The organism is Actinoplanes sp. NPDC048988 (genome assembly GCF_043197815.1).
Lineage (GTDB): Bacteria > Actinomycetota > Actinomycetes > Mycobacteriales > Micromonosporaceae > Actinoplanes.
In genome coordinates, this window is the sequence record NZ_JBICTW010000001.1 from 495,177 (window position 1) to 515,999 (window position 20,823).

General features: G+C 71.6%; 22 protein-coding genes. 7 read left to right on the forward strand and 15 right to left on the reverse strand.

Annotation, left to right across the window (positions count from 1 at the left end; translation table 11 throughout):
* Positions 1-341: 341 nt before the first annotated feature.
* From ACGFJ7_RS02370 to ACGFJ7_RS02380, 3 genes are all read left to right on the forward strand, one after another.
* Positions 342-1,985: a DUF3492 domain-containing protein gene (locus ACGFJ7_RS02370; RefSeq protein ID WP_392640370.1), complete on the forward strand. Its 1,644-nt coding sequence runs from the start codon at positions 342-344 to the stop codon at positions 1,983-1,985.
* Positions 1,986-2,542: 557 nt separating this feature from the next.
* Positions 2,543-3,724 carry a hypothetical protein gene (locus tag ACGFJ7_RS02375; protein ID WP_360242107.1) on the forward strand — a complete coding sequence of 394 codons (1,182 nt, stop codon included), beginning with the start codon at positions 2,543-2,545 and terminating at the stop codon, positions 3,722-3,724.
* A 105-nt stretch (positions 3,725-3,829) separates the two neighbouring features.
* Positions 3,830-4,399 carry a spherulation-specific family 4 protein gene (locus ACGFJ7_RS02380; protein ID WP_360242110.1) on the forward strand — a complete coding sequence of 190 codons (570 nt, stop codon included), beginning with the start codon at positions 3,830-3,832 and terminating at the stop codon, positions 4,397-4,399.
* Here the strand turns inward: ACGFJ7_RS02380 and mutM are convergent.
* The 9 genes from mutM to rsmD all read right to left on the reverse strand — a co-directional run bounded on the left by mutM (position 4,353) and on the right by rsmD (position 10,610).
* Entirely contained in the window at positions 4,353-5,207 is an 855-nt protein-coding gene (mutM, locus tag ACGFJ7_RS02385; protein WP_360242113.1) for a bifunctional DNA-formamidopyrimidine glycosylase/DNA-(apurinic or apyrimidinic site) lyase, read from the reverse strand. The two genes, ACGFJ7_RS02380 and mutM, sit on opposite strands and share 47 nt — an antisense overlap.
* Positions 5,208-5,218: 11 nt before the next feature.
* The gene (locus ACGFJ7_RS02390) at positions 5,219-6,376 is read right to left on the reverse strand and encodes a hypothetical protein (protein ID WP_360242116.1); all 1,158 of its coding nucleotides are present in this window, start codon (positions 6,374-6,376) and stop codon (positions 5,219-5,221) included.
* The gene (rnc, locus tag ACGFJ7_RS02395) at positions 6,373-7,134 is read right to left on the reverse strand and encodes a ribonuclease III (protein ID WP_360242119.1); all 762 of its coding nucleotides are present in this window, start codon (positions 7,132-7,134) and stop codon (positions 6,373-6,375) included. The genes ACGFJ7_RS02390 and rnc overlap by 4 nt, the downstream gene beginning before the upstream one ends.
* 2 nt (positions 7,135-7,136) lie before the next feature.
* Positions 7,137-8,126, reverse strand: coding sequence for a phosphate acyltransferase PlsX (locus tag ACGFJ7_RS02400; protein WP_392641273.1), 990 nt, complete (start codon positions 8,124-8,126; stop codon positions 7,137-7,139).
* Positions 8,127-8,161: 35 nt separating this feature from the next.
* A complete protein-coding gene (rpmF, locus tag ACGFJ7_RS02405) occupies positions 8,162-8,335 on the reverse strand; it encodes a 50S ribosomal protein L32 (RefSeq protein WP_097318372.1) in 174 nt (57 codons plus the stop codon).
* 3 nt (positions 8,336-8,338) lie between these two features.
* Positions 8,339-8,902: a DUF177 domain-containing protein gene (locus ACGFJ7_RS02410; RefSeq protein WP_360242123.1), complete on the reverse strand. Its 564-nt coding sequence runs from the start codon at positions 8,900-8,902 to the stop codon at positions 8,339-8,341.
* Positions 8,903-8,990: 88 nt separating this feature from the next.
* The gene (locus ACGFJ7_RS02415; RefSeq protein WP_097318369.1) at positions 8,991-9,488 is read right to left on the reverse strand and encodes a hypothetical protein; all 498 of its coding nucleotides are present in this window, start codon (positions 9,486-9,488) and stop codon (positions 8,991-8,993) included.
* Between the two features lie 82 nt (positions 9,489-9,570).
* On the reverse strand, positions 9,571-10,050 hold the full coding sequence (gene coaD, locus ACGFJ7_RS02420) for a pantetheine-phosphate adenylyltransferase (protein ID WP_097318367.1): 480 nt from the start codon (positions 10,048-10,050) through the stop codon (positions 9,571-9,573).
* A complete protein-coding gene (rsmD, locus tag ACGFJ7_RS02425; protein ID WP_360242127.1) occupies positions 10,047-10,610 on the reverse strand; it encodes a 16S rRNA (guanine(966)-N(2))-methyltransferase RsmD in 564 nt (187 codons plus the stop codon). Before rsmD ends, coaD begins: the two co-directional genes overlap by 4 nt.
* A 355-nt stretch (positions 10,611-10,965) precedes the next feature.
* On the opposite strand from rsmD, the gene ACGFJ7_RS02430 reads away from it, so the two are divergent.
* Positions 10,966-12,135 (forward strand): LPXTG cell wall anchor domain-containing protein, encoded by a 1,170-nt coding sequence (locus ACGFJ7_RS02430; protein ID WP_360242130.1) that lies wholly within the window; start codon positions 10,966-10,968, stop codon positions 12,133-12,135.
* A 47-nt stretch (positions 12,136-12,182) separates the two neighbouring features.
* Here the strand turns inward: ACGFJ7_RS02430 and ACGFJ7_RS02435 are convergent, their stop codons facing one another.
* Genes ACGFJ7_RS02435 through ACGFJ7_RS02445 form a run of 3 tightly spaced genes read right to left on the reverse strand, consistent with a single transcriptional unit; the run spans position 12,183 to position 16,824 of the window.
* Positions 12,183-12,524 carry a DUF952 domain-containing protein gene (locus ACGFJ7_RS02435; RefSeq protein ID WP_392640377.1) on the reverse strand — a complete coding sequence of 114 codons (342 nt, stop codon included), beginning with the start codon at positions 12,522-12,524 and terminating at the stop codon, positions 12,183-12,185.
* Positions 12,521-14,701 carry an ATP-dependent DNA helicase RecG gene (gene recG, locus ACGFJ7_RS02440; protein WP_392640380.1) on the reverse strand — a complete coding sequence of 727 codons (2,181 nt, stop codon included), beginning with the start codon at positions 14,699-14,701 and terminating at the stop codon, positions 12,521-12,523. The genes ACGFJ7_RS02435 and recG overlap by 4 nt, the downstream gene beginning before the upstream one ends.
* Positions 14,698-16,824, reverse strand: coding sequence for a DAK2 domain-containing protein (locus ACGFJ7_RS02445; protein WP_392640382.1), 2,127 nt, complete (start codon positions 16,822-16,824; stop codon positions 14,698-14,700). Before ACGFJ7_RS02445 ends, recG begins: the two co-directional genes overlap by 4 nt.
* A gap of 157 nt (positions 16,825-16,981) precedes the next feature.
* Here ACGFJ7_RS02445 and rpmB point away from each other — a divergent pair, with 157 nt between their 5' ends.
* The gene (gene rpmB, locus ACGFJ7_RS02450; RefSeq protein WP_097318353.1) at positions 16,982-17,173 is read left to right on the forward strand and encodes a 50S ribosomal protein L28; all 192 of its coding nucleotides are present in this window, start codon (positions 16,982-16,984) and stop codon (positions 17,171-17,173) included.
* Between the two features lie 121 nt (positions 17,174-17,294).
* Here the strand turns inward: rpmB and ACGFJ7_RS02455 are convergent, their stop codons facing one another.
* Together ACGFJ7_RS02455 and ACGFJ7_RS02460 are read right to left on the reverse strand one after the other, a co-directional pair.
* The gene (locus ACGFJ7_RS02455; protein ID WP_392640385.1) at positions 17,295-17,753 is read right to left on the reverse strand and encodes a GNAT family N-acetyltransferase; all 459 of its coding nucleotides are present in this window, start codon (positions 17,751-17,753) and stop codon (positions 17,295-17,297) included.
* A gap of 58 nt (positions 17,754-17,811) precedes the next feature.
* A complete protein-coding gene (locus ACGFJ7_RS02460; protein WP_360243577.1) occupies positions 17,812-18,750 on the reverse strand; it encodes a thiamine-phosphate kinase in 939 nt (312 codons plus the stop codon).
* A gap of 76 nt (positions 18,751-18,826) precedes the next feature.
* On the opposite strand from ACGFJ7_RS02460, the gene ACGFJ7_RS02465 reads away from it, so the two are divergent.
* Together ACGFJ7_RS02465 and ACGFJ7_RS02470 are read left to right on the forward strand one after the other, a co-directional pair.
* A complete protein-coding gene (locus ACGFJ7_RS02465; protein ID WP_097318348.1) occupies positions 18,827-19,060 on the forward strand; it encodes an Lrp/AsnC ligand binding domain-containing protein in 234 nt (77 codons plus the stop codon).
* A gap of 1 nt (position 19,061) precedes the next feature.
* On the forward strand, positions 19,062-19,703 hold the full coding sequence (locus ACGFJ7_RS02470) for a DUF3515 family protein (protein WP_360242144.1): 642 nt from the start codon (positions 19,062-19,064) through the stop codon (positions 19,701-19,703).
* Here ACGFJ7_RS02470 and ACGFJ7_RS02475 read toward each other — a convergent pair.
* Entirely contained in the window at positions 19,697-20,779 is a 1,083-nt protein-coding gene (locus ACGFJ7_RS02475) for a D-alanine--D-alanine ligase family protein (RefSeq protein WP_360242147.1), read from the reverse strand. The genes ACGFJ7_RS02470 and ACGFJ7_RS02475 overlap by 7 nt on opposite strands.
* Positions 20,780-20,823 lie beyond the last annotated feature (44 nt).

A 20,823-nucleotide genomic window follows, 5' to 3' on the forward strand; every position in this document is an offset into this window, starting at 1 on the left:
TGGTTCTTAAGGTGCAGATCTCTCATACCAAGCTGGAACCGGGCATGAGTGGGCGCGACTGGCGACTTCTCCATAGTCCGCCGATACCCAACTTCCGTCAAGCCGAGCGACCTGCCACTAGCGCCGAGCGAGAGTGAATCATGCCACCTTGACGGCTTCACCTGGGCTTATGCCGCCCCACGACCGTTATGTGGACGCTCGCAAAGATCCAAAACGGTCCGGCAAACGCGAATCCGGACAATAGCTGTCATAATGGTAGGCAAATCGGATGAAAACCGTCCAATTGTGTCGCCTACCCGACACGCTCCCGCGCCCGGCGGCGGTCCGTCGTTGCCCCCATCGTGAATCCGACCCCGTCGCGAGAGCGAGTCTGCCTGCTCACCGGCGGCGGGTACCCGTACCGGCGGGACGCGCTCAGCGGTTGGTGCCGCACCCTCGTCGAGGGGCTGCGCCGGTTCCGCTTCGAACTGCTCACCGTCACGGACCGCGAGCCGCCGTCCGCACCCGCGTACCCGCTGCCCTTCAACGTCCGCTCGGCCCGCGCCGTCGCCGTCGGCCGCGACTCGGCCCGCCCGGAACGCCGCCGAGGCGACTCCGACGACCGCGTCCGCGCCGCCGCGTCCCTGCTCAGCCGGGGCCTGCTCGGCGCCGGCATATCTCCCCTCGACGCCGGCTCATCTCCCCGCGAGGCCGGTTCCGGTGCCCGCGAGATCGGCTTCTCCGCCCATGACGCCGGCTTCTCCCCTCGTGACGCGGGCTTCTCCGCTCACCAGGCCGGGGACCGCCGGGATGATCGGGAGCGCGAGGGGGTGCCCGCTGACCTCGTCTTCTCCGAAGGGCTTCGGCAGATCGCCGAGCTGGCGGCGGAGCGGCCGGCCATCCTGGGCGCGCTCCCACTGGCCGACGCGCTGGCCGAGGCGTGGCGGTCCGAGGGACGGCTGAGCATGCGCGACGCCCGCACGGCGGCCACGCTGCTGCGGCACGCGCTCGGCGCGCTCACCGTGGGAATGCCCGAAGCCGACCTGGTGCACTGCGTGGGCGGCACGACACCGCTGCTCACCGCGCTCGCCGGGCGCTGGCGCACCGGCACGCCGCTGCTGCTCACCGAGGCCCGCACGCCGGTCGCCCGGCACAAACCGCACGAGGAACGACTCTCCCTGCCCGTCCGCACGGTGCTCCGGCGCTTCCGCAGCGCCGTGGCCCGGACCGGATACGCCGAGGCCGGGCTGATCGCCCCGCTCAGCGCCTACCACCACGGCTGGGCGCTGCGGCACGGCGCCGAGGCGGCCAAACTCGTCCAGGTGCCGGCCGGGGTCGACCCGTCCGAATATCCGGGCGCGGCCGAACTCGACACCGAGCCCGCCGTGGTGTGGGCCGGCAGCGGCGGCCCGGACAGCGGGCTGTCCCCGCTGCTGGCCGCGTTCGAGCAGGTCGTGGCGGCGGTCCCGGGCACCGTTCTGCACCTGGTCGGCGTGACCGCCGCCCACGAGGACCACTGCGCCGAGCAGATCGAACGGATGCGGCTGGGCCGGTCCGTACGGCTGCACCCGCTCCCCGCCGACCCGCGTGATCGTTACACCGCCGGGCACGTGGTGGCCCACGTACCCGGCCCCGCCGACCCGCCGTACCGCCTGATCGAGGCGATGATGTCGGGCCGCGCCGTGGTCGGCGTCGACGTGGGCCCGGCCGCCGAGACGCTGGGCGACGCGGGCGTGCTGGTCCAGCCGGACGACCCGGCCGAACTGGCGATCGCCGTCACCGACCTGCTCCGGTCACCGTCGCGCCGCCGCCAGCTCGGCGACGCGGCCCGCCGGCGCGCCCTCACCCACTTCACCAACGACCGGGTGGTCCGGGTGTACGGCGCCCTCTACACCGACCTGGCGGCGCCCCCACCGGCCGCCGCCTTCGAACTGGCGCTGGCCGTCCCGGCCCCCCGGTCGGAACCGCCGGTCACACTCCGCTGGCTAGTCCGGGAGGACAGATGACTACCACCCCGCGCGTCCGGGAGGACGTCACCCCCGCGCGCTCCCGCCTCCAGACCCCCCGCAAGAAGCGGCACCGCGTCCCCGCACCCCCACGCCACGCGATCAGCCTGCTGCCCGACGCGGCCGAGCCCACACCCACCACCGACCCGCGCCCAGGTCCCGAGCCGACCACCGCTCCCCGATCACACCGCGAGCAAGCAGCCGAGCCGCCATCCCACCGCGAGCAAACAGCCGACCCGCTGTCGCACCACGACCGAGCAGCCGACCCGCCATCGCACCGCGAGCTGGGCACCGTGCCCGCACCGCACCGCGAGCCGGCCGCCGAGCCGAGACCGGGGCACGATTCGACCGCCGCCCAGCTCAAATTGCGGCGCGCCGCAGCCGGCGAGCCCGGATCGCGGCGTCCGGCGGCAGCCGAGCCGCGTTCATGGCGCACGGCGACGGCCGAACCGAGGTCGCGGCGCGCGGCGGCGACGGCTGAGCGGAGGTCGCGGCGTGCGGCGGTGGCCGAGCCGAGGTCGCGGCGTGCGGCGGCGGCTGAGCCGAGATCGCGGAGCGTGGGGGCGGCTGAGCCAGGGGCGCGGCGGGCGCCGGGGCGGCGTACCTATCTGCGGTCGGCTCTGCTGCGTTGTGCTCTCTATCTGGGGCCGCTCAGTGTCGCGGTGGCCGCGGCCGAACCGCTCGGACGGGTCGCCTGGCCGGTGCCGGTTGCCGTGCTGCTGCTCGGCTGGGCGGCCGCGCAGGCGCTGACCAGCACCGGTGCCGCGGTCGCCCGGCATGCCGGGCCGTCGGCGGCGGCTCGGCAGGTGGGCTATGGCTTCGCCGCGGTCGCCGGTCTGTGGTGCGCGCTGGTCTGGGTCGCCCCCGACGTTCTGGTCGGACCGGAACGCGGCCTGGCCCTGGTGATCGGCCTCGGCGGTCTGGCCAGCCTGGCCACGGTGACCGCCGCCCTGGTCACCCGGTCGGAGGCCGCGCTCGTCGGGTGGAGCCTGCCCTGTTGGCTGCTGGCCGGGGCGACCCTGGCCGGGCTGGCCGGCGCCCCGGTCGCGGGCGAGCTGCCGATCGGTACGCTGCTGCCGGCCGCGATCGTGGTGGCCACCGTGCGCGCGTTCCGCCCGGTCGTCATTCCCGGGCTGCGGGGCCGGATGCCCCGGCCTACCCCGACCGAGCTGCGGCGGGGCGGCATGTTCGGGGCGATCGGCGGGTCTCAGGCGATTTGCGTAGGTTTGCTCTGGCAGGCCGCGCCCAGCTCGACAGTGCCGTTCTGGCTGCCGCTGCTGCTCGCCGTGCCCATCCTCGAGGCCCTGATCGGCTGGCACACCGACCAGGTGGACGCCGGTCTGGACACCGCGCCCGACCAGGCCGCGTACCGCAAGCATGTCCGCGGCGTCACCCTGATCACGCTGGCCGGGCTGCTGCCGCCGCTGGCCGTGGGGGTGGCCCTGGCCGTCGGGGCCTACCAGCTTCCCGCCGAGTCCGGGGAGGAGGTGCTCGGCCTGGCCGGGGGCACCCTGCTCGGCGGCGTCTTCGCCGTCACGTTCCTGCTGGCCGCGCGCGGCCGTACCGGTCTCGCCACCACCCTGGCCGCAGCGCCCCCGGTGGTCCTCGCCGCCCTTCCGATCCTTCCGCTGCCCGCGGCCGGCGCCCTGCCCGACGCCGTCGCCGTGCTCGCCGCAACCCACCTGGCCGGCCTGCTCGTGGTCGCCATGACCGCCGCCGACGATCGGCGAACGCAGTAACGCCGTCCGCGCCAAGGACGCCGCGACCGCCCGCGAACAACAAGCGCTGTGACCGTCGCGCACGAACACCGCGCACCAAGCCGTGCCCCACGAACGGAGAACGCTGTGAAGACCCTGTTCCCCCCGTACGCGCACCCGTCGCCCGAGCTGCCGCTGGACGGTGACACCTGGATCGTCCGGGATCTGCCGGGTGAGCGCCGCACCCTGCACCAGTCGCTGGGCCGGATCGACCTCGACTGGGGCAGCCGCTCGCTCGCCGATGTGCTGGCCGACGTGGACGCCTGGCGTGCGGACGGCGCCGAGGGCCTTTTCCTCGACCGGGCCCCGGCCGGTTCCGGCGGGGTGGGCCCGGTCGCCCTGACCATCCGGCTGGCCGCCCGCCGCGGGCTGCACCGCGTCGTACTCAACCCGGGTGTGCCCACGCACCCGCTCTACCGGGATCTCGGCGTGCGGATCTGCACCTTCGAGGGCCCCTGGGAGGCCTATCAGAGCTGGGACGGCGACGGCGTCCGGCCGGGCGACGGGCACATCGTGCACGGCGTGCCGACCGCGCTGCTCACCGCCGCCCGGCGCCTGATGGGGCGCCGGGGTGCCGGGTTCGGGCTGGCCACCGACGCCAGCCCGTACATCAGTGCCGGATCGTTCGCGGGCGGGGCTGGCAGCGGGGGCAGCTGAACGACGAGCGGTTCATGAACTGCTCGCGGCGGATCGGGGTGCCGCAGCGGTGACACGGTTCGCCCTCCCGGCCGTACGCGTTGAGCGCCCGGTCGAAGTAGCCGCTCTCCCCGTTCACGTTGACGTAGAGCTCGTCGAAGCTGGTCCCGCCGGCCACGATCGCCTCGCCGAGGACATCTCTGACGTGCGCGAGCAGACGGCGTACGGCCGGCCTGGTCAGTTGATCTGTCGGCCGTGCGCCGTGCAGCTGGGCCCGCCACAGCGCCTCGTCGGCGTAGATGTTGCCCACGCCGGAGATCAGGGTCTGGTCGAGCAGCGCCCGCTTGATCTCGGTGTGCTTGCCGCGCAGGCGGGCGACGAACGCCTCGTCGTCGAAGAGCGGGTCCATCGGGTCGCGGGCGATGTGCGCGATCTCGTCGGGCAGTTCGGCGCCGCCCTCGGACAGCGACAGCCCGCCGAAGGTCCGCTGGTCGACGAAGCGCAGCTCGGGGCCGTCGTCGGTGAAGGTGAACCGGATGCGCAGGTGTTTCTCGTCCTCGGCGTCGGCCGGCTGCATCAGCAGCTGGCCGCTCATGCCGAGGTGGCCGATCAGCGCGTCACCGGAGTCGAGCGGGAACCACAGGTACTTGCCGCGCCGGGAGACGTCCACGATGGTCCGGCCGGTCAGCAGCGCGATGAAGTGCGCGTCGCCGGGCAGGTGCCGGCGGATCGCACGCGGGTGGTGCACCTCGACGGTTCTGATCGTCCGGCCGGTCACCCATTTGGCCAGGCCTTGCCGGACGGTCTCGACCTCGGGCAGCTCAGGCACTCGACGTCTCCTTACAACGTGTACGGCCACACGGCGACCAGGTAGGCGCCGTACCAGAGGCCGAACGCCGCCCACGCCGTGATCGACAGGATCGCCACCCGAGGGCGGGCCCGGGAGGCGGCGATCGCCGCGGGAAGCAGCGTCAACAGTACGGGGACGAGCAGCCGCGGCTTCGAGTGGTAGAAGCCGGCCTGCCCGTAGACGAGCACCATGGCGATCAATCCGTAAACGGCCAGCGGCGGCCAGGGCTTCCCGGCCAGCGCGACCCAGGCCGCGGCGACCGCGGCCAGCAGGATGAAGGCCACGCTGACCGGGACCCAGCCGTCGCCCGTACTCAAGGTCGTGGCCAGGAATCTGACCGTGCTGGCGCCGTAGTCGAACGCCGTGCCCCACCCGGCCGCCTGGATCCGGAACCAGGCCGCCGGATCGCCGACGCGCCAGCCGACCCAGGCCAGGAAGAGCGGCACCCCGGCCAGCGCGAGCGCGGCTGCCAGCAGGGGTTTCCAAGCCTGCTTGCGATCTTCCCGTACGGCGAGGAGGGCGGCGACCGCGAGGGCGACGGCGGCCGCCGCGCCGGTCGGCCGGCTCAACGCCGTCAACACTCCCAACAGCCCGGCCGCCCACCACACCCGGCGATGGGCGGCGACCAGCATGCCGGCGACCAGGGCCAAGAAGACCGCTTCGGAGTACGCCATGGAGAAGACGATCGACACGGGGGCCGTGCAGCAGATCGCGACCAGAGCCCAGCCGGCCCGCTTGTCGTAGAGCGACGTGCCGAGCAGGTGCAGCGCGACCGCCATGCCGACCGAGGCCACCCAGGTGACGATCAGGGCGGCGGTCGAGGCCGGGATGCCGACCGCGGCGACGGCCCTGATCAACAGCGGGTAGACCGGGAAGAAGGCCAGCTCGTTGCCCTGCAGGTGGCCGGCCGCGTCGTACGTGTAGCCGTGCGGGTAGCCGTTGACGGCCACCTTCAGGAACCAGCCGGCGTCCCAGACGAGCAGGCGATTCCGTACGCCGACGGGGTCGTCCGACGCGGCGTCGAGCCAGCCCAGGACGAGCAGCTGAGCGACCCGCGTCAGGGCGAAGACGCCGATCGCGGTCCCGACGCCCCGCCACGCGCCCGCGGCATCCCAGAGCCGCGGGCGCTGTTCGACCGCGACGCTCACTCCGTGTCTTTTTCGTCCGCTTTGTCGAGGAGGGCGCCGTCCGGCTCGGCGGTGCGCTCGGTGAGGATGCGCCAGGCGGCCGCGGCGGCCCGCTGCTCGGCCTGCTTCTTGCTGCGGCCCTCGGAACCGCCGTACCGCTCGCCGGCCACCACGACCCAGGCCGTGAAGGTCTTGGCGTGGTCGGGACCGGAGTCCTCGATCAGATAGTCGGGCACGCCCAGGCCAAGCGCGGCGGTCAGCTCCTGCAGGCTCGTCTTCCAGTCGAGGGCGGCGCCGCGGCTGGCCGACTCGACCATCAGCGGGTCGAAGAGCCGGTGGATCACCTCGCCCGCGACGTCCAAGCCGTGGTCGAGGTAGATCGCGCCGAGAAGCGCCTCGAGCGTGTCGGCCAGGATGCTCGCCTTGTCCCGGCCGCCGGTCGTCTCCTCGCCCTTGCCCAGCAGCAGGTGCTTGCCGAGCCCCTCCGGGCCGAGGCCGCGGGCCACGTCGGCCAGCGCGTGCATGTTGACCACGCTCGCCCGCAGCTTGGCCAGCTGCCCCTCGGGCAGGTCGGGGTGGTTGTGGAACAGCGCCGAGGTGATCACGACGCCGAGCACCGAGTCGCCGAGGAACTCCAGGCGCTCGTTCGTCGGCAGGCCACCGTTCTCGTACGCGTAGGAACGGTGGGTGAGCGCGCGTTCGAGCAGGGCGGGCTCGATCGGGACGCCGAATGCCTCCTCCAGAGGCAGGGTCGGTGGCCGGCGGCGCTTATCACTCATCTTCAGACACCTCGTTGTGCGTCGATCATGTCGGCCATGGCCGCGACGGCGGCCCGGCGGTGCAGGTCGGCGGCGAACGCGATGCCCGCGGCGACGTCCGGCCCGGACGCGGCGCCGTGGCAGACCACCACGGTGCCGGCGACGCCGAGCAGGAGGGCGGCGCGCGGGGGCGGTGCGCCGGTGGCGGTGGACGGTGGGCCGAGTTCGGCGTACGCCGCCTCGAGCCCCTTGAGCAGGATGTTCCCGGTGAACCCGTCGGTCACGACGACGTCGGCGACGGTGCCGGTGACGACGTCGTTGCCCTCGACCAGCCCGGCGTACCGGGCGCCGCCCGGCAGGGCGAGGGCGGCCAGCGCGGGCGGCAGGGCACGGCGCAACCGGTCGCCCTTGCCCCGTTCGGTGCCGATGGTCAGCAGGCCCACGGCGGGTGCGGCGACGTCGTGCACGACGTAGGCGTAGGCGGCGCCGAGCCTGGCGTGCGTGGCCATGGTCTCCTCGTCCGGGTCGACGGACGAACCCACGTCGAGCAGGACGAGACGACCGGCGCGGGTGGGGAGCACGGCGGCGAGCGGCGGGCGCCGTACGCCGGGCCACCGCCCCAGACCGAGCGCGGCCGAGGTCACGGTGGCGCCGGTGTTGCCGGCGGACACCACCGCGTCGGCCTCGCCCTGGGCGACGGCCAGCACGGCGGAGCGGACACCCGACTCGACCCAGCTCTCCACGCGCTCGCCGGGAGCTATGGGCATGCGAGTGACCCGGCCGTGCTCGGCCGGGTCGAGGGCGTCAAGAAACTCGTCGGCGGCCTCGGCCGGTCCGACGAGCAACAGGTGAAGGGCGGGATCGGCCTGGCAGGCACGCAGAGCGCCGTCAACCACGACGGCGGGAGCACTGTCCCCGCCGAGGAGGTCGACGGCGATCCGCGCGGTGCCCGGCTCCCCGGCAGCTAGCTGCGGGGAGACCGAAACACCGGGACGCCGTTGCGCAGGTGCGATCCGCCCGATGATCGGGCGCGTCACCTAGCGCTGTCTCAGACCTCGAGGACCTGACGACCGTTGTACGTGCCGCAGACCCCGCACGCGGTGTGCGGCAGGTGCGGCGACTTGCACTGGGGGCAGGCCACGGTCTGCACCGCGGTCGCCTTCCAGTTCGCCCGGCGGGACCGGGTGTTGCTGCGCGACATCTTGCGCTTGGGGACGGCCACGGCTTACTCCTCGGTATTCGATAGGTTACGCAAAGCGGCCCAGCGGGGATCGACTTCCTCGTGGCTGTGACCAGCCGGAAGGTCGTCGAAGTGCACCCCGCAGTCGGGGCACAGGCCTGGGCAGTCCTGTCGGCAGAGCGGGTTTGTCGGCAGGGTCAGCACCACCGCGTCCCGCAGAGCCGGCTCCAGGTCGATCAGGTCGCCCTGCATCCGGCCCACCTCGTCCTCGTCGGTCGTCTCCTCCGTGGTGCTGTCCTCGTAGGCGAACAGCTCCGCGATCTTGACATCGAAGGACTCGCTGATCTCGTTGAGGCACCGACCGCACTCGCCGACCAGCGAGCCGCGGGCGTTGCCGCTGACGTACACCCCCTCGGAGACCGACGTGAGCACGAGATCGAGCTCGACGTCCGACCCCTCGGGAACCGAGAGCAACTCCAGTCCGAGGTCCGCCGGGGCCGGGATCACCCGCTTGAGGGCACGCGTCGCACCAGGCTGGCGCGGAAGTTTCGTCGTGTCAGCGACGAGCGGCTGCCTGGGATCGAGGTGACTCTGTGGTGACTTGGGCATCGTTGTTCCTCAGCCTGGGTAGGCCGACAGAAAAGGTTACCTGAGCTGCCGCCGTACCGTCGAATCCGGGGTTACCCCCGCGCAGGAGTTAGAACGGCAGCGGCCGTTCACTATCTTCCCCCTGGAAGTTGCCGATCTCGCGGAGGGCGTGCATTTTGTCACGTCCGCGCTCGATCGAGGCCAGCGCCCGGGTCAGGAACTGCTCGAAGTTGGCCAGGGCGGTGTCGACGTAGTCGTCGACCTCCTCACGCAGGCGCTGGGCCTCCGTACGGGCCTCGGCGATGATCCGGGCGCCCTCGTGCTCGGCCGACACCGTGATCTCGTTCACCGAGACGAGGCGGGCGTGTTCCGTCTCACCCTCGCTGATGATCCGGTCGGCCTCGCGCCGGCCGGCCTCGATGATCCGGTCCCGCTCCTCCAGCACGGCGGCCGCCTTGCGCAGCTCGCTGGGCAGCTCGGAGCGCAGCTCGTCGAGACGCTCGACCATCTCGTTGCGGTCGAACATGAAATTCGTCCGCGACATGGGCACGGAGCGTGATTCCTGTACGAGCTCGATGATCTCGTCGATACGGTCGAGCGGATCCACCGGTTCCTGCCTTTCCACGTGGTTCGCTCACGGTACTGCGTGGGTCACCGCGGAGGGACGCACCGGCGCGCCGATGCGTCCCTTAGTTCTGCTTGAGGCGCGTCACCAGACGCTCGCCGACGAAGTCCGGTACGTACGCCGAGGCGTCGCCACCCCACTTCACGACGTCCTTGACGAGACTCGACGACAGGAATGAGTACAGCGGGTTCGTCGGCATGAACAGTGTCTCGACGCCGGAGAGCCCGATGTTCATCTGCGCCATCTGCAACTCGTAATCGAAATCGCTGACCGCGCGCAGACCCTTGACAACCACCGCCGCGCCCTGGGCACGGCAGAAATCGACGAGAAGCCCGTGAAACGAGGCCACCCGAACGTTGGCGTACGAAGACGTCGCCTCGCGCAACATCTCGATGCGCTCTTCGATGGTGAACAGGCCGGTTTTCGACTGATTGATCAACACGCCGATGATCACTTCATCGAACAGCCGGCTGGCCCGCCCGACGATGTCGAGGTGGCCGTTGGTGACCGGATCGAAGGAGCCGGGACACACCGCTCGTCTCATGATCGGCGACCGTACCAAAGAGTGGTCTCCCCGTAACGCCTGCTGCGATCGGCGGTGATGCCGTCGACCCAGCTCATCGACGCGCCCCGGGTGGAACGCTCGATGGTCACCACCGCGTCCGGGGCCAGCCAGCCCAGCTCGGCCAGTGCCGTCTGCACCTCGGTCACCTCCTTGTCGGTCACCGCGTAGGGCGGGTCGGCGAAGACCACGTCGTACGGTCCTCCGTCCGGCGGCGAACCCAGGACCTGCGCGACCTTGCCGGTGACGAGCCGGGCGGCGCCACCCAGGCGCAGCGCGACGATGTTGTCCCGGATCGTCCGGGCCGCGCGGCCGTCCGCCTCGACCAGAAGCGCGTGCGCGGCGCCGCGCGAGATCGCCTCCAGGCCGACCGCGCCCGAGCCGGCATATAGATCAAGAAATCGAACGCCGGAAAGATCGATCATCGAATCGAGCGCGCTGAAATACGCCTCGCGCACACGGTCCGATGTGGGCCGGGTTCCCGCGCCGGCGGGCGCGGACAGACGCCGGCCGCCGTGCGCGCCGGCGATGATCCGGGTCATGACGCCTCACGCGATTCTGCGATGAACACGCATCGGAAACTACTTGACTACTTACTCATTGTGTCCTGCGAGTGAACAAATGCGCAGAGCATCACCACGCTCAGCGCCGAGGCAAATTCCCTCAGTTAAGGGAAGATCACGAATCTGCAACAACACCCTTAGGATCCTCTGAGGGATTTCCTAGATAGGCATTAGTGACTATGGTCAGGCGCTGTTGCAGGCGTCCTCCACCGGACGCCGGCCGACGACGTGGGGAGGCGTTGTCGCAGGCCATCGCCCATTCTCCATCTCGGTGACGGCTCGCCGCTTCCTTGCGCACACCCCTGAACGTTTTTCCCCAGTTACAGGAGTAGGCGTGAACCTGCTGAAGTCCAAGCTGCGGCGTTCCACCGCCGTGGTCGCTGGAACGCTCATCGGCCTCGCCGGTGTCGCGTTCTTCGCCTCGCCCGCCAGCGCGCACCACAGCGTGGTCAAGGGCACCCCCACGTGTGACACCGCCACCGGCGACTGGACCGTCAACTGGTCCGTCGACGCCGTCGGCGTCTACAAGGAGCAGCCGTTCAAGCTGGCTGAGGTCAAGGTGACGCCGGAAGGCACCATCGACGGCATCAAGGAGACCGGGGGCCTCGACTTCCCGTTCAAGAGCGGCGAGCCGATCCTGGGTACGCAGAAGGTCGCCGCCGGCACCAAGTCCGTCACCCTGGCCGTCAAGGCCATGTGGAAAGAGAAGAACGGCGAGTGGTGGGCCGAGCAGACGCCGTCCACCGGCACCGTGACCTTCGACGACACCTGCACCAAGGACGCCCCGAAGCCGGACGCGCAGCTCGCCTCCAGCTGTGACGGCGTGACCGTGACGCTGTCCAACGGCAAGGACGCCAAGAAGGACGCCGAGTTCACCGTCGTCGGCACCGACTTCAAGAAGGACGTCACGGTCAAGGCCGGCGAGGAGCCGGTCACCGTTTCGATCCCGGCCAAGAACGCCGGCAAGGTCGTCGTCACCGAGAAGAGCAGCGACAAGCCGGTTCTCGTCGGCAAGTGGGAGCAGCCCAAGGACTGCCAGCAGCCCGAGGACGACTTCGAGGGCGCCTACCAGGTCACCTGTGACTCGCTGATCTTCCAGGTCGACAACTCGAAGGGTAAGACCACCATCGAGGTCACCTTCACCCCGAACAAGGGCGCGGCTCAGACCATCACCGCCAAGCCGGGCGAGACCAAGAAGGTCACCTTCAAGGGCGAGAAGGGTCTCGAGGTCACCCCGAAGTTCAAGGGTGAGGAGTTCGAGGCGATCAAGTGGGACTCCGAGGAGAAGCCGGCCGAGTGCAACAGCGCCTCGCCGAGCCCGTCCGCCAGCGCCACCACCTCCCCCGCCCCGGCCCCCGGCCAGGGTGGCGGCGATGACGAGGAGACCCTGCCGCTGACCGGTGCCGCCGCCGGTGGCATCGCGGCCGGTGCGGCTGCTCTGCTCGCCGCGGGCGCCGTGCTCTTCATCCTGGCGCGTCGTCGCAAGGTGAAGTTCACCGCCTGATAGCAGCTTGACGAAAAAGCGCCCCGGCTTCGGCCGGGGCGCTTTTGTCATATCCGGGGCGGCAGGAACGACCCGTCCGGTTCCGGGTGGTACGGGTGGACGGCCACAACGGCGGCGACCGGCAACGCCGCGTACAGATGGGGGAAGAGCTCTCCGTCCGGCTTGGGCGGATCACCCTGTTCCCAGGTCACCGGCACGGGCAGGCGGTCCTCGTCGATCTCCAGCAGGACGAGGTCGCGCCGGCCGTGGAACAGGAAGTTGGCCGGGCCGCTGACCTGCGCGGCCGTCGAGCAGTGGATGTAGCCCTGCCGGGCCAGCGTGTCACCCTCGTACGTCCCCGCCCGGACCGCCTCGTCCCAGGCGGCGCGGGAGCAGATGTGCAGAATCATCCCTTCTCCAGGTACTCGGCCCGCTCCTCGTCGACGAACGCGGCCACCGAGGCGGCCAGAGCGGGGTATTTGGACAGGCTGGGATCGTCGCCGACCAGCTCGGCCGCCTCGGCCCGGGCGTCGGTGATCAGCTTGGTGTCGCGCAGCAGCGACAGCAGCCGCAGATGCGAATGCTTGCCGGACTGCGAGGCGCCCAGCACGTCGCCCTCGCGGCGCTGCTCCAGGTCGATCTCGGAAAGCTTGAAGCCGTCAGTGGTGGATGCCACCGCGTCCAGCCGCTCGCGGGCCGCCGTGCCCTCCACCGACTCGGTGACCAGCAGGCAGATGCCGGCGGCGGAACCCCGGCCGACCCGCCCGCGCAGCTGGTGGAGCTGGGAGACGCCGAACCGGTCGGCGTCCATGATCACCATGACTGTCGCGTTCGGCACGTCCACGCCGACCTCGATCACCGTGGTCGCCACCAGCACGTCCAGGTCACCGGCGGCGAAACGGCGCATCACCGCGTCCTTCTCGTCGGCCGGCAGCTTGCCGTGCAGCACCCCGATCCGCAGGCCGCGCAGCGGGCCCTCCTCGAGGATCGGCGCCACCTCCATCACGGCCAGGGGCGGGCGGCGCGCCGGCTCGTTGTCGCCCGGCGGCTCCTCCTCCTCGGTGCCGTCGGTGCCGATGCGCGGGCACACCACGTACGCCTGGTGTCCGGCCTGGACCTCCTCGCGCAGCCGGCGCCAGGCCCGGTCGAGGAAGGCCGGCTTCTCGGGCGGCACCACATGCGAGGCGATCGGCGAACGGCCCCGCGGCAACTGCGACAACACCGACGTCTCGAGATCGCCGTAGACGGTCATGGCGACCGTGCGCGGGATCGGCGTCGCGGTCATCACCAGCACGTGCGGCGGGGTGGCGGCCTTGGCCCGCAGCGCGTCACGCTGCTCGACCCCGAACCGGTGCTGCTCGTCGACGACCACCAGTCCGAGATCGCGGAACTCGACACCCTCGTACAGCAAAGCGTGTGTGCCCACGACGATGCCGGCCGTGCCGTCGGCCACCTTGGCCAGCGCGTTCCTCTTGGCGACGGCGCCGAGCGAGCCGGTGACCAGGGTGAGCTGGGTGCCGGCCGGATCGCCGTCGATCTCACCGGCCCGGCCGAGCGCGCCCAGCTGCGCGCTGATCCCGCGGAAATGCTGGGTGGCCAGGACCTCGGTCGGCGCCAGCAGAGCGGCCTGGCCGCCGGCGTCGACGACCTGGAGCATCGCCCGTACGGAGACGAGGGTCTTGCCCGAACCGACCTCGCCCTGCAGGAGCCGGTGCATCGGGTGCGCCCGGCCCAGGTCGGCGGCGATCTCCTCGCCGACGCTGCGCTGGCCGTCGGTCAGCTCGTACGGCAGGCCGGCGTCGAACTTGGCCAGAATGCCGCCGTCCTTGCGGGGCCGGGCCCGTCCCGGCGACTCCGCGGCCTTCTTCCGGCGCTGCGCCAGGGTCACCTGAACGGCGAAGGCCTCGTCCCACTTGAGGCGATACCTCGCGACCTGCAGCGCCTCCTGCGACGTGGGGCGGTGGATCTCGTGCAGCGCCTTGCCGATGCCGATCAGGTTGCGGTTGGCCCGCACCGGAGCCGGCAGCGGATCGGGCGGCGCCTCGAACGTGTCCAGCAACGTCCGCACACACTTGGCGATCACCCAGGTCGGCACGGCCTGCGCGGCCGGATAGACCGGGATCAGCGCCCCCGCGAACTCCTCGATCTCCTCGGCCGCCTCGTCCTGCGTGGCGTCGGCACTGAGCAGCTGGTACGCCGGGCCGTTGAGCTGCCGCTTGCCCCGAAAGTCGGTCACCTTGCCCGCGAACAGCCCCCAGCGCCCCTTGCGCAGCTCCCGCTCGCGCCACGCCTGGTTGAAGAAGGTGCAGGTCAGGGTGGCGCCGGAGCCGTCGCCGATGGTGACCTCGAGCATGTTGCCGCGGCGCTGCCGCATCGGCTTGACGGCGATGCCCTGCACCTGGGCCAGCAGGGTGACCTGCTCCCCGATCTGCAGGCCGCGCATGTCGGTGTGCTCGCCGCGCTCGTCGTAGCGGCGCGGGAAGTGGTAGACGAGATCCCCGGCGGTGTGCAACTCGAGGTGGTCGGCGAGGGCCTTGGCCGTCTTGGCGCCGAGGACCTTCTCCAGCGGGGTGTCGATGGTGGTCATTCCACTCCAACCAGCAGGTGATAGCGGGGTTGCCCGCCGGCGTAGCTCTGCACCTCGACAAAAGGCCAGGCCCGGGTGACGTACGCCCGTAGCTTGCCCTCGAGGCCGTCCGGGGCGTCCGCGCCGAGCACGAGGGTGGCCATCTCGCCGCCACCGCCGAGCATGCGGTCGAGCAGCTGAAGACCGACGGCGGCGACATCGTCACCGATCACGTGCACCTCCCCGTCGACCAGCCCCAGCAGGTCACCGGCCCGGCACGGCCCGGCCACGGTGAGCGAGTCACGCTGGGCGGTGCAGACCTCGCCGTACCGGCAGGCGCCGGCCGCCTCGGCCATGGCGATGACATCGTCGGTGAAGGACCGGCCCGGATCCCGTACGGCGAGAGCGGCCAGCGCCTGCACCGGCGACCGGGTGGGCACGACACTGACCCGGAATCCGTTGCTCTCGGCCTCCCGGGCGGCGGAGACGGCGACAGCGTGGGTGTTGGCGTCGTTGGGCAGCAGAACGACACACCGGGCCCCGGAGGCGGCGATGGCCTCGAGCATCTCCCGGGTCGACGGATTACGCCCGACGACGGTGGCCCCTTCGGCCTCGAAGAGCGAAGTGAGCCCGTCCCCGGCGGCGACGACGACGGCCCCACGCCCGCTGGCGGGCCGCTCGGCCTCACCGGGCCCGTGCCCACTGTCGTCCAGCGGCGTGACACTGATCCGATGTGGCCGCCCGGCCTCGACACCGGCTTCGACAGCGGGCCCGATCCCGGCCGCGCCGACATGGACGTGCACGTTCCAGGTCTGCGAACCATCGCCGCCACTGCCGACGACGACAAGCGAGTCACCGAGGGCGTCCAGCACCCGCCGCAGCCGGTCGACCGCCACCGGTTCGGCCTCGAGCAGATATTGCACCTCGAACCCGAAGCCGCCCTCCGCTCCAGCCCCGCGGCCGGAGTCGGCGCTGCTCGCCGAGAACGCCCGCCCCGTCTGCCGCGTCAGGTCGGATGCGAGGGCGCCATCGGACTCGAACGCCGACCCGCCCGGCCCGGCTTCCGGCATGCCCACTGACCGGGGACCAGGCAAAGAGCCACCGCTGGAGGAAGGGCCGCCGCCGGGCGAAGAGCCACCGCCGACGGAGGGGCCGCCGCCGGGCGAAGGGGCGCCGCTGGAGGAAGGGCCGGTGCTTGGGGACGGGCTGTCGGTGAGGGCGGGCTTGGTGTTCGGTTCGGCGAGTTCGTCGTCGTGTGGGGCCGTGGCTGGGGTCAGAACCTCGACCAGGGCGTCGAGCAAGAGGCAGAGGCCGCGGCCGCCGGCGTCGACGACGCCGGCCCGGGCCAGGGCGGGGAGCTGCTGTGGAGTACGGGCCAGGGCCTCGGAGGCGGCGCGGGCGGCGGCCCGGGCCACCGCCAGCAGGTCGTCGGACTTGATCCGGGCGGCGGCCTCGGCCGCGGCGGCCACCACGGAGAGGACGGTGCCCTCGACCGGACGGGCCACGGCCGCGTAGGCCGCCTCGGAAGCGGACCGCAGAGCCCGCGCCAGCTCGGCACCGCGCACGGCGGCCGACGCGGCCAGGCTGTCGGCCATGCCCCGCAGGATCTGCGAGACGATCACCCCGGAGTTGCCTCGCGCCCCCAGCAGCGCACCCCTGGCCATCAGCCGCATGGCCCGCGCCAGCGGCGTGCTGTCCGCCGTCCCGCCCAAGCCGGCCGGCGTGCCCTCCACCACCCCGGTCACGGCAGCCGGCGTGCCCCCCATCGCCCCGGCCAGGCCGGTAGGCGTCTCGGCCAGGCCGGAAGGCGACTCGGTCAGGGCGGAAGGCGTCTCAGCTAGGGCGGGAGGCGCCTCAGTCAGGGTGGGAGCCGTCTCAGTCAGGCCGGGAGCCGTCTCCGTCCGGGGAGCCGGTGCGCCGCTCGGGGTGGCCGCGGAACTCGCCGTCTCAGTGGCCTCGGGGACCTCGCTCGCCTCCAGGGCCTCGTGGGCCGAGGTGAGGGTGAGCACCAGGTTGGTGCCGGTGTCGCCGTCGGGCACCGGGTAGACGTTCAGCTCGTCTATCTCGCGCTGGTGTGCTCTCAGCGCTCGGAGGCCGACGCCGCACCAGCGGCGAACGGCGGCGGCGTCCAGGGTCTCGAGCACGCGAAAATCGTACTAACCACCTCTGACAATTGCCGGGTCGCCGCGAGTGGCCAGGACCGATTCGCCGACTCGCCCGGGCATCATGTAACCTTGCCGGGTTGCCTGCGGCCATGCTCGCTGGGCGCCTTCAGTTTTCGTTTCGACCCAGGAGTTACCCGTGGCTAGCGTGTGCGACGTCTGTGGCAAGGGACCGGGCTTCGGCCACAACGTGTCCCACTCGCACCGGCGGACCAACCGCCGCTGGAACCCGAACATCCAGTCTGTGCGCACCCCCGCCGGTGGTGGCACGACCCGCAAGGTCAAGGCCTGCACGTCGTGCATCAAGGCCGGCAAGGTCACTCGCGCCTGACCTGAGTTCGTCCACCAGCCCTTCGGCCAACCGGCCGGAGGGCTGGTTGTCTTTGCCCGGACCGCCGCGCGCGGAAGGGTGGGGAAGGCCGCCCGGCGCCGGGGCGCCGGGCGGGTGGAGCTCAGAGAGGCTTCGCGAAGGACAGGACGCCCTCCTCGCCGGCGTAGTAGCCGAAGTCTTCGATGCGGGTGTAACCGGCCGACTCGTACAGGCCGATCGCCTCGGGCTGTTTGTCGCCTGTCTCCAGGATGACGCGGGGGCAGCCGGCCTCGCGGGCCGACTCCTCGACCTTGGCCAGCAGGCGGCGGCCCAGGCCCCGGCCTCGGGCCGCCTTCGCCGTGAACATGCGTTTGAGCTCGGCGTCCTCGCCGTGGCGGCGCCAGCCGGCGCACCCCACCAGCTTCTCGCCGTCGTCGGCCACGAAGAAGTCGCCGTTCGGCGGGAGGAACTCGGCCGCGTCGACGGGGGTGTCGTCGCCGCTGCCGCCGTAGCGGTCCGCCAGCTCTCGCATCACGTCGACGAGCAGCAGGCGGACCACGGGCTCGGCGAGCTCGGCCCGCCTGATCTTGATCTCTGGCACGACGACAACACTAATCAGGGACGCCCGATGGTGGCCGCCAGCGTGTCGTGGGCCACCGTCAGCGGAAGTGGTCCCAGCCGAGCGGACCGGTCCACGGCTTCTGGTCGACCGTGACGCCGGTGCCCTCGTGGACCCGTCCGATCGGGCGCCAGCCGTCCGGCAGCGGCACCTCGGCCGGGAAGGTCGCCGCCAGGGCGTGATCGTCGCCACCGGCCAGCAGCCACTGCATGGGGTCGACGCCCAGGGCCTGTGCCGCGTCGCGCATCTGGTCGGGGACCTCGAAGGCGCTGGTGTGGATGTCCAGGCCGACGATGCTGGCCTGGGCGATGTGGCCGATGTCCTGGAGGAGGCCGTCCGAGATGTCGATCATCGAGGTGGCGCCGGCGCGGGCGGCGGCGGGGCCGGCCGCGTACGGCACCGCGGGGCGGCGATAGGCCTCGACCAGGGCCTTCGGCGTACGGAATCCGCGGGAGAGCACCGTGTAGCCGGCCGCCGCGTGGCCCACCCGGCCGGCCAGCGCGATGACGTCACCCGGCTGGGCGCCGCTTCTGACCACGGGCGCCTGGCCGGCCAGGTTGCCCAGGGCCGTGACGGCGATGGTCAGGGTCGGGCTGGACGACATGTCACCGCCGACGACACCGGCCCCGACCAGGGAGGCTTCGGCCGACAGGCCGGTGGCCAGGTCTTCGGCCCAGGCGATGTCCATATCGGGCGTAGCGCAGAGTGCGACCAGCAGCGCGGTCGGTGTCGCGCCCATCGCGGCGATGTCGGCCAGGTTGGCCGCGGCGGCCCGGTGGCCGACGTCGGTGGCGCTCGACCAGTCCCGCCGGAAGTGCCGGCCCTCGACAAGGACATCGGTGGATGCCACTATCCGACCGTCGGGAGCGGCCACGATCGCGCTGTCGTCGCCCGGACCGAGCAGCGTCGTCGGGCCGGTCTCGAGCCGCGCGACCACTCGGGCGATGAGCCCGAACTCGCCGGCCTCGGCAATGCTCACGTGTACGGCCTTTCGTTGCTGGGTCACTACGGTAGTTTCACGTTCGGGTTACGGCGGTGGGGAATGGAGTCAGAGCGTGGTCCAGGCATACATCCTGATCCAAACCGAGGTCGGTAAGGCCCATGACGTGGCCGCCGCGATCGGCAAAATACCCGGCGTGGTCCGAGTCGACGCGGTCACCGGGCCGTACGACGTGGTCGTGCTGGCCGAGGCGCACACGGTCGACGACCTCGGCAGCCTCATTGTGAGCAAAGTCCAGTACGTTCCGGGCATCATGCGGACGCTGACCTGCTCCGTGGTAAACCTCTGACATGGTTGACGTGGAGAACCCCCCGGTCAAGAAGCCGGATCCGGCGGCCCGGGGCGCGGCACTGTGGGCCACGCTCATCGCCGTACCCGTGGCTCTGATCGTGGGTCTCCTGGTCTTCTGGAAGATCGCGCCGGACGGTGACCCGAAGGCCGCCGAGCCGGCCGCCAGCGCGTCCACCCCGGTCGCGGTGCCGTCGACTCCGGTGCGGATGGACGCGCCGAAGCTGGACGCCCGTACGGCCCAGGTCTGCCTGGCGGTGACCTCGCAGCTGCCCGCCGACGTCCGCGGCCTGCCCCAGCGCAAGGTGAGCGCCGGCCCGGAGCAGAACGCGGCGTACGGGGAACCGGCCATCACCGTCGCGTGTGGCCTGCCCCAGCCGACCATGTGCGAGCGGGTCGACGGCGGCCACCCGGGCTGCGTGCCGCTGGACGCCACCATGCTGAAGATGAACGGCGTCTGCTGGTACGCGCAGGACCTGCCGGCGACCGACGTCTTCACCACGATGGACCGTGAGGTTCCGGTGCGGGTCCAGGTGCCCGGCAGCTACGAGCAGACCGGGCAGTGGGCCAACGAGTTCTCGGACGCCGTGGTCCAGACGGTGAAGTCGAAGACCGCCGGCGTCCCCACGGGCTGCAATCAGTGAAGGCCGGTGCCGCGGCGTAGCGCGGTGCGGACCAGGCGGTCGACCACCTTGGGGTACTCGAGCCCGGTGGCCGCCCACATGAGCGGGAACATCGAGGTCGGCGTCATGCCCGGCATCGTGTTGATCTCGTTCAGGTAGATCTGGTGGTCGGCGGTGACGAAGAAGTCGACGCGGGCCAGGCCGGCGCAGTCGAGCGCGGTGAAGGTGCGCCGCGCGTAGTCCTGGACCTGGCGGGTGACCTCGTCCGGCAGGGTGGCCGGCAGGTCGTAGCCGCCGCCGGTGATGTATTTCGTCTCGAAGTCGTACCAGTCGTTGTCGCCGACGTGGATCTCGGCCAGCAGCGAGGCGTCCGGCGCGCCGCCGGCCTCGCTCTCGAGCACCCCGCACTCGATCTCGCGGCCGACGATCGCGGCCTCGACGAGCACCTTGGGGTCGATCCGCCGGGCCGTGGCGACGGCGTCGTCCAGGTCGGCCCAGTCGCTGACCTTGGTGATGCCGTGCGACGAGCCGGCCCGGGACGGCTTCACGAAGACGGGCAGGCCCAGGCGCTCCTTGTCGGCCTCCGACAACGAGACGCCCGCGCGCAGCACCGCGTACGGCCCGACGGGGATGCCCTCGACGGCCGCCAGCTTCTTGGTGAACTCTTTGTCCATGGCCGCGGCCGAGGCGAAGACGTTGGCGCCCACGTACGGCAGGCCGGCCATCTCGAGCAGGCCCTGGATGGTGCCGTCCTCGCCGTAGGCCCCGTGCAGCACCGGGAAGACGACGTCGACCCCGGCCAGCGAGGAGACGCCGTCGGCCGCGTCGCGGACGATCAGCTCGGACTCGGCCAGGACCACGGAAGCGCCGCTGGCCGCGGTGATCTCCGGGAGCTTGCGGTCGGTGATCGCCAGTGTGGCGGGATCGTCGCCGGCCAGCACCCACTGGCCCGAGCGGGTGATGCCGACCGGGACCACCTCGTACTGATCCGCATCCAGCGCGCCCAGAATCGCTCCGGCGCTCACGCAGGAGATCGCGTGCTCGGTGCTGCGACCGCCGAACACGATCGCGACTCGGGTCTTCCGAGGGGTCGTCACTTCTCTTCGGGCCTCTCGCTAGCGGGCTTGCCGGGGGTGACCCT

Excerpts from the sequence above, each read along its gene's own strand:
- rnc (WP_360242119.1), bottom strand. The coding sequence starts at position 7,134 with ATGAGTGATAAGCGCCGCCGGCCACCGACCCTGCCTCTGGAGGAGGCA.
- ACGFJ7_RS02410 (WP_360242123.1), bottom strand. The coding sequence starts at position 8,902 with ATGCCCAAGTCACCACAGAGTCACCTCGATCCCAGGCAGCCGCTCGTC.
- coaD (WP_097318367.1), bottom strand. The coding sequence starts at position 10,050 with ATGAGACGAGCGGTGTGTCCCGGCTCCTTCGATCCGGTCACCAACGGC.
- rsmD (WP_360242127.1), bottom strand. The coding sequence starts at position 10,610 with ATGACCCGGATCATCGCCGGCGCGCACGGCGGCCGGCGTCTGTCCGCG.
- ACGFJ7_RS02435 (WP_392640377.1), bottom strand. The coding sequence starts at position 12,524 with ATGATTCTGCACATCTGCTCCCGCGCCGCCTGGGACGAGGCGGTCCGG.
- recG (WP_392640380.1), bottom strand. The coding sequence starts at position 14,701 with ATGACCACCATCGACACCCCGCTGGAGAAGGTCCTCGGCGCCAAGACG.
- ACGFJ7_RS02470 (WP_360242144.1), top strand. The coding sequence starts at position 19,062 with ATGGTTGACGTGGAGAACCCCCCGGTCAAGAAGCCGGATCCGGCGGCC.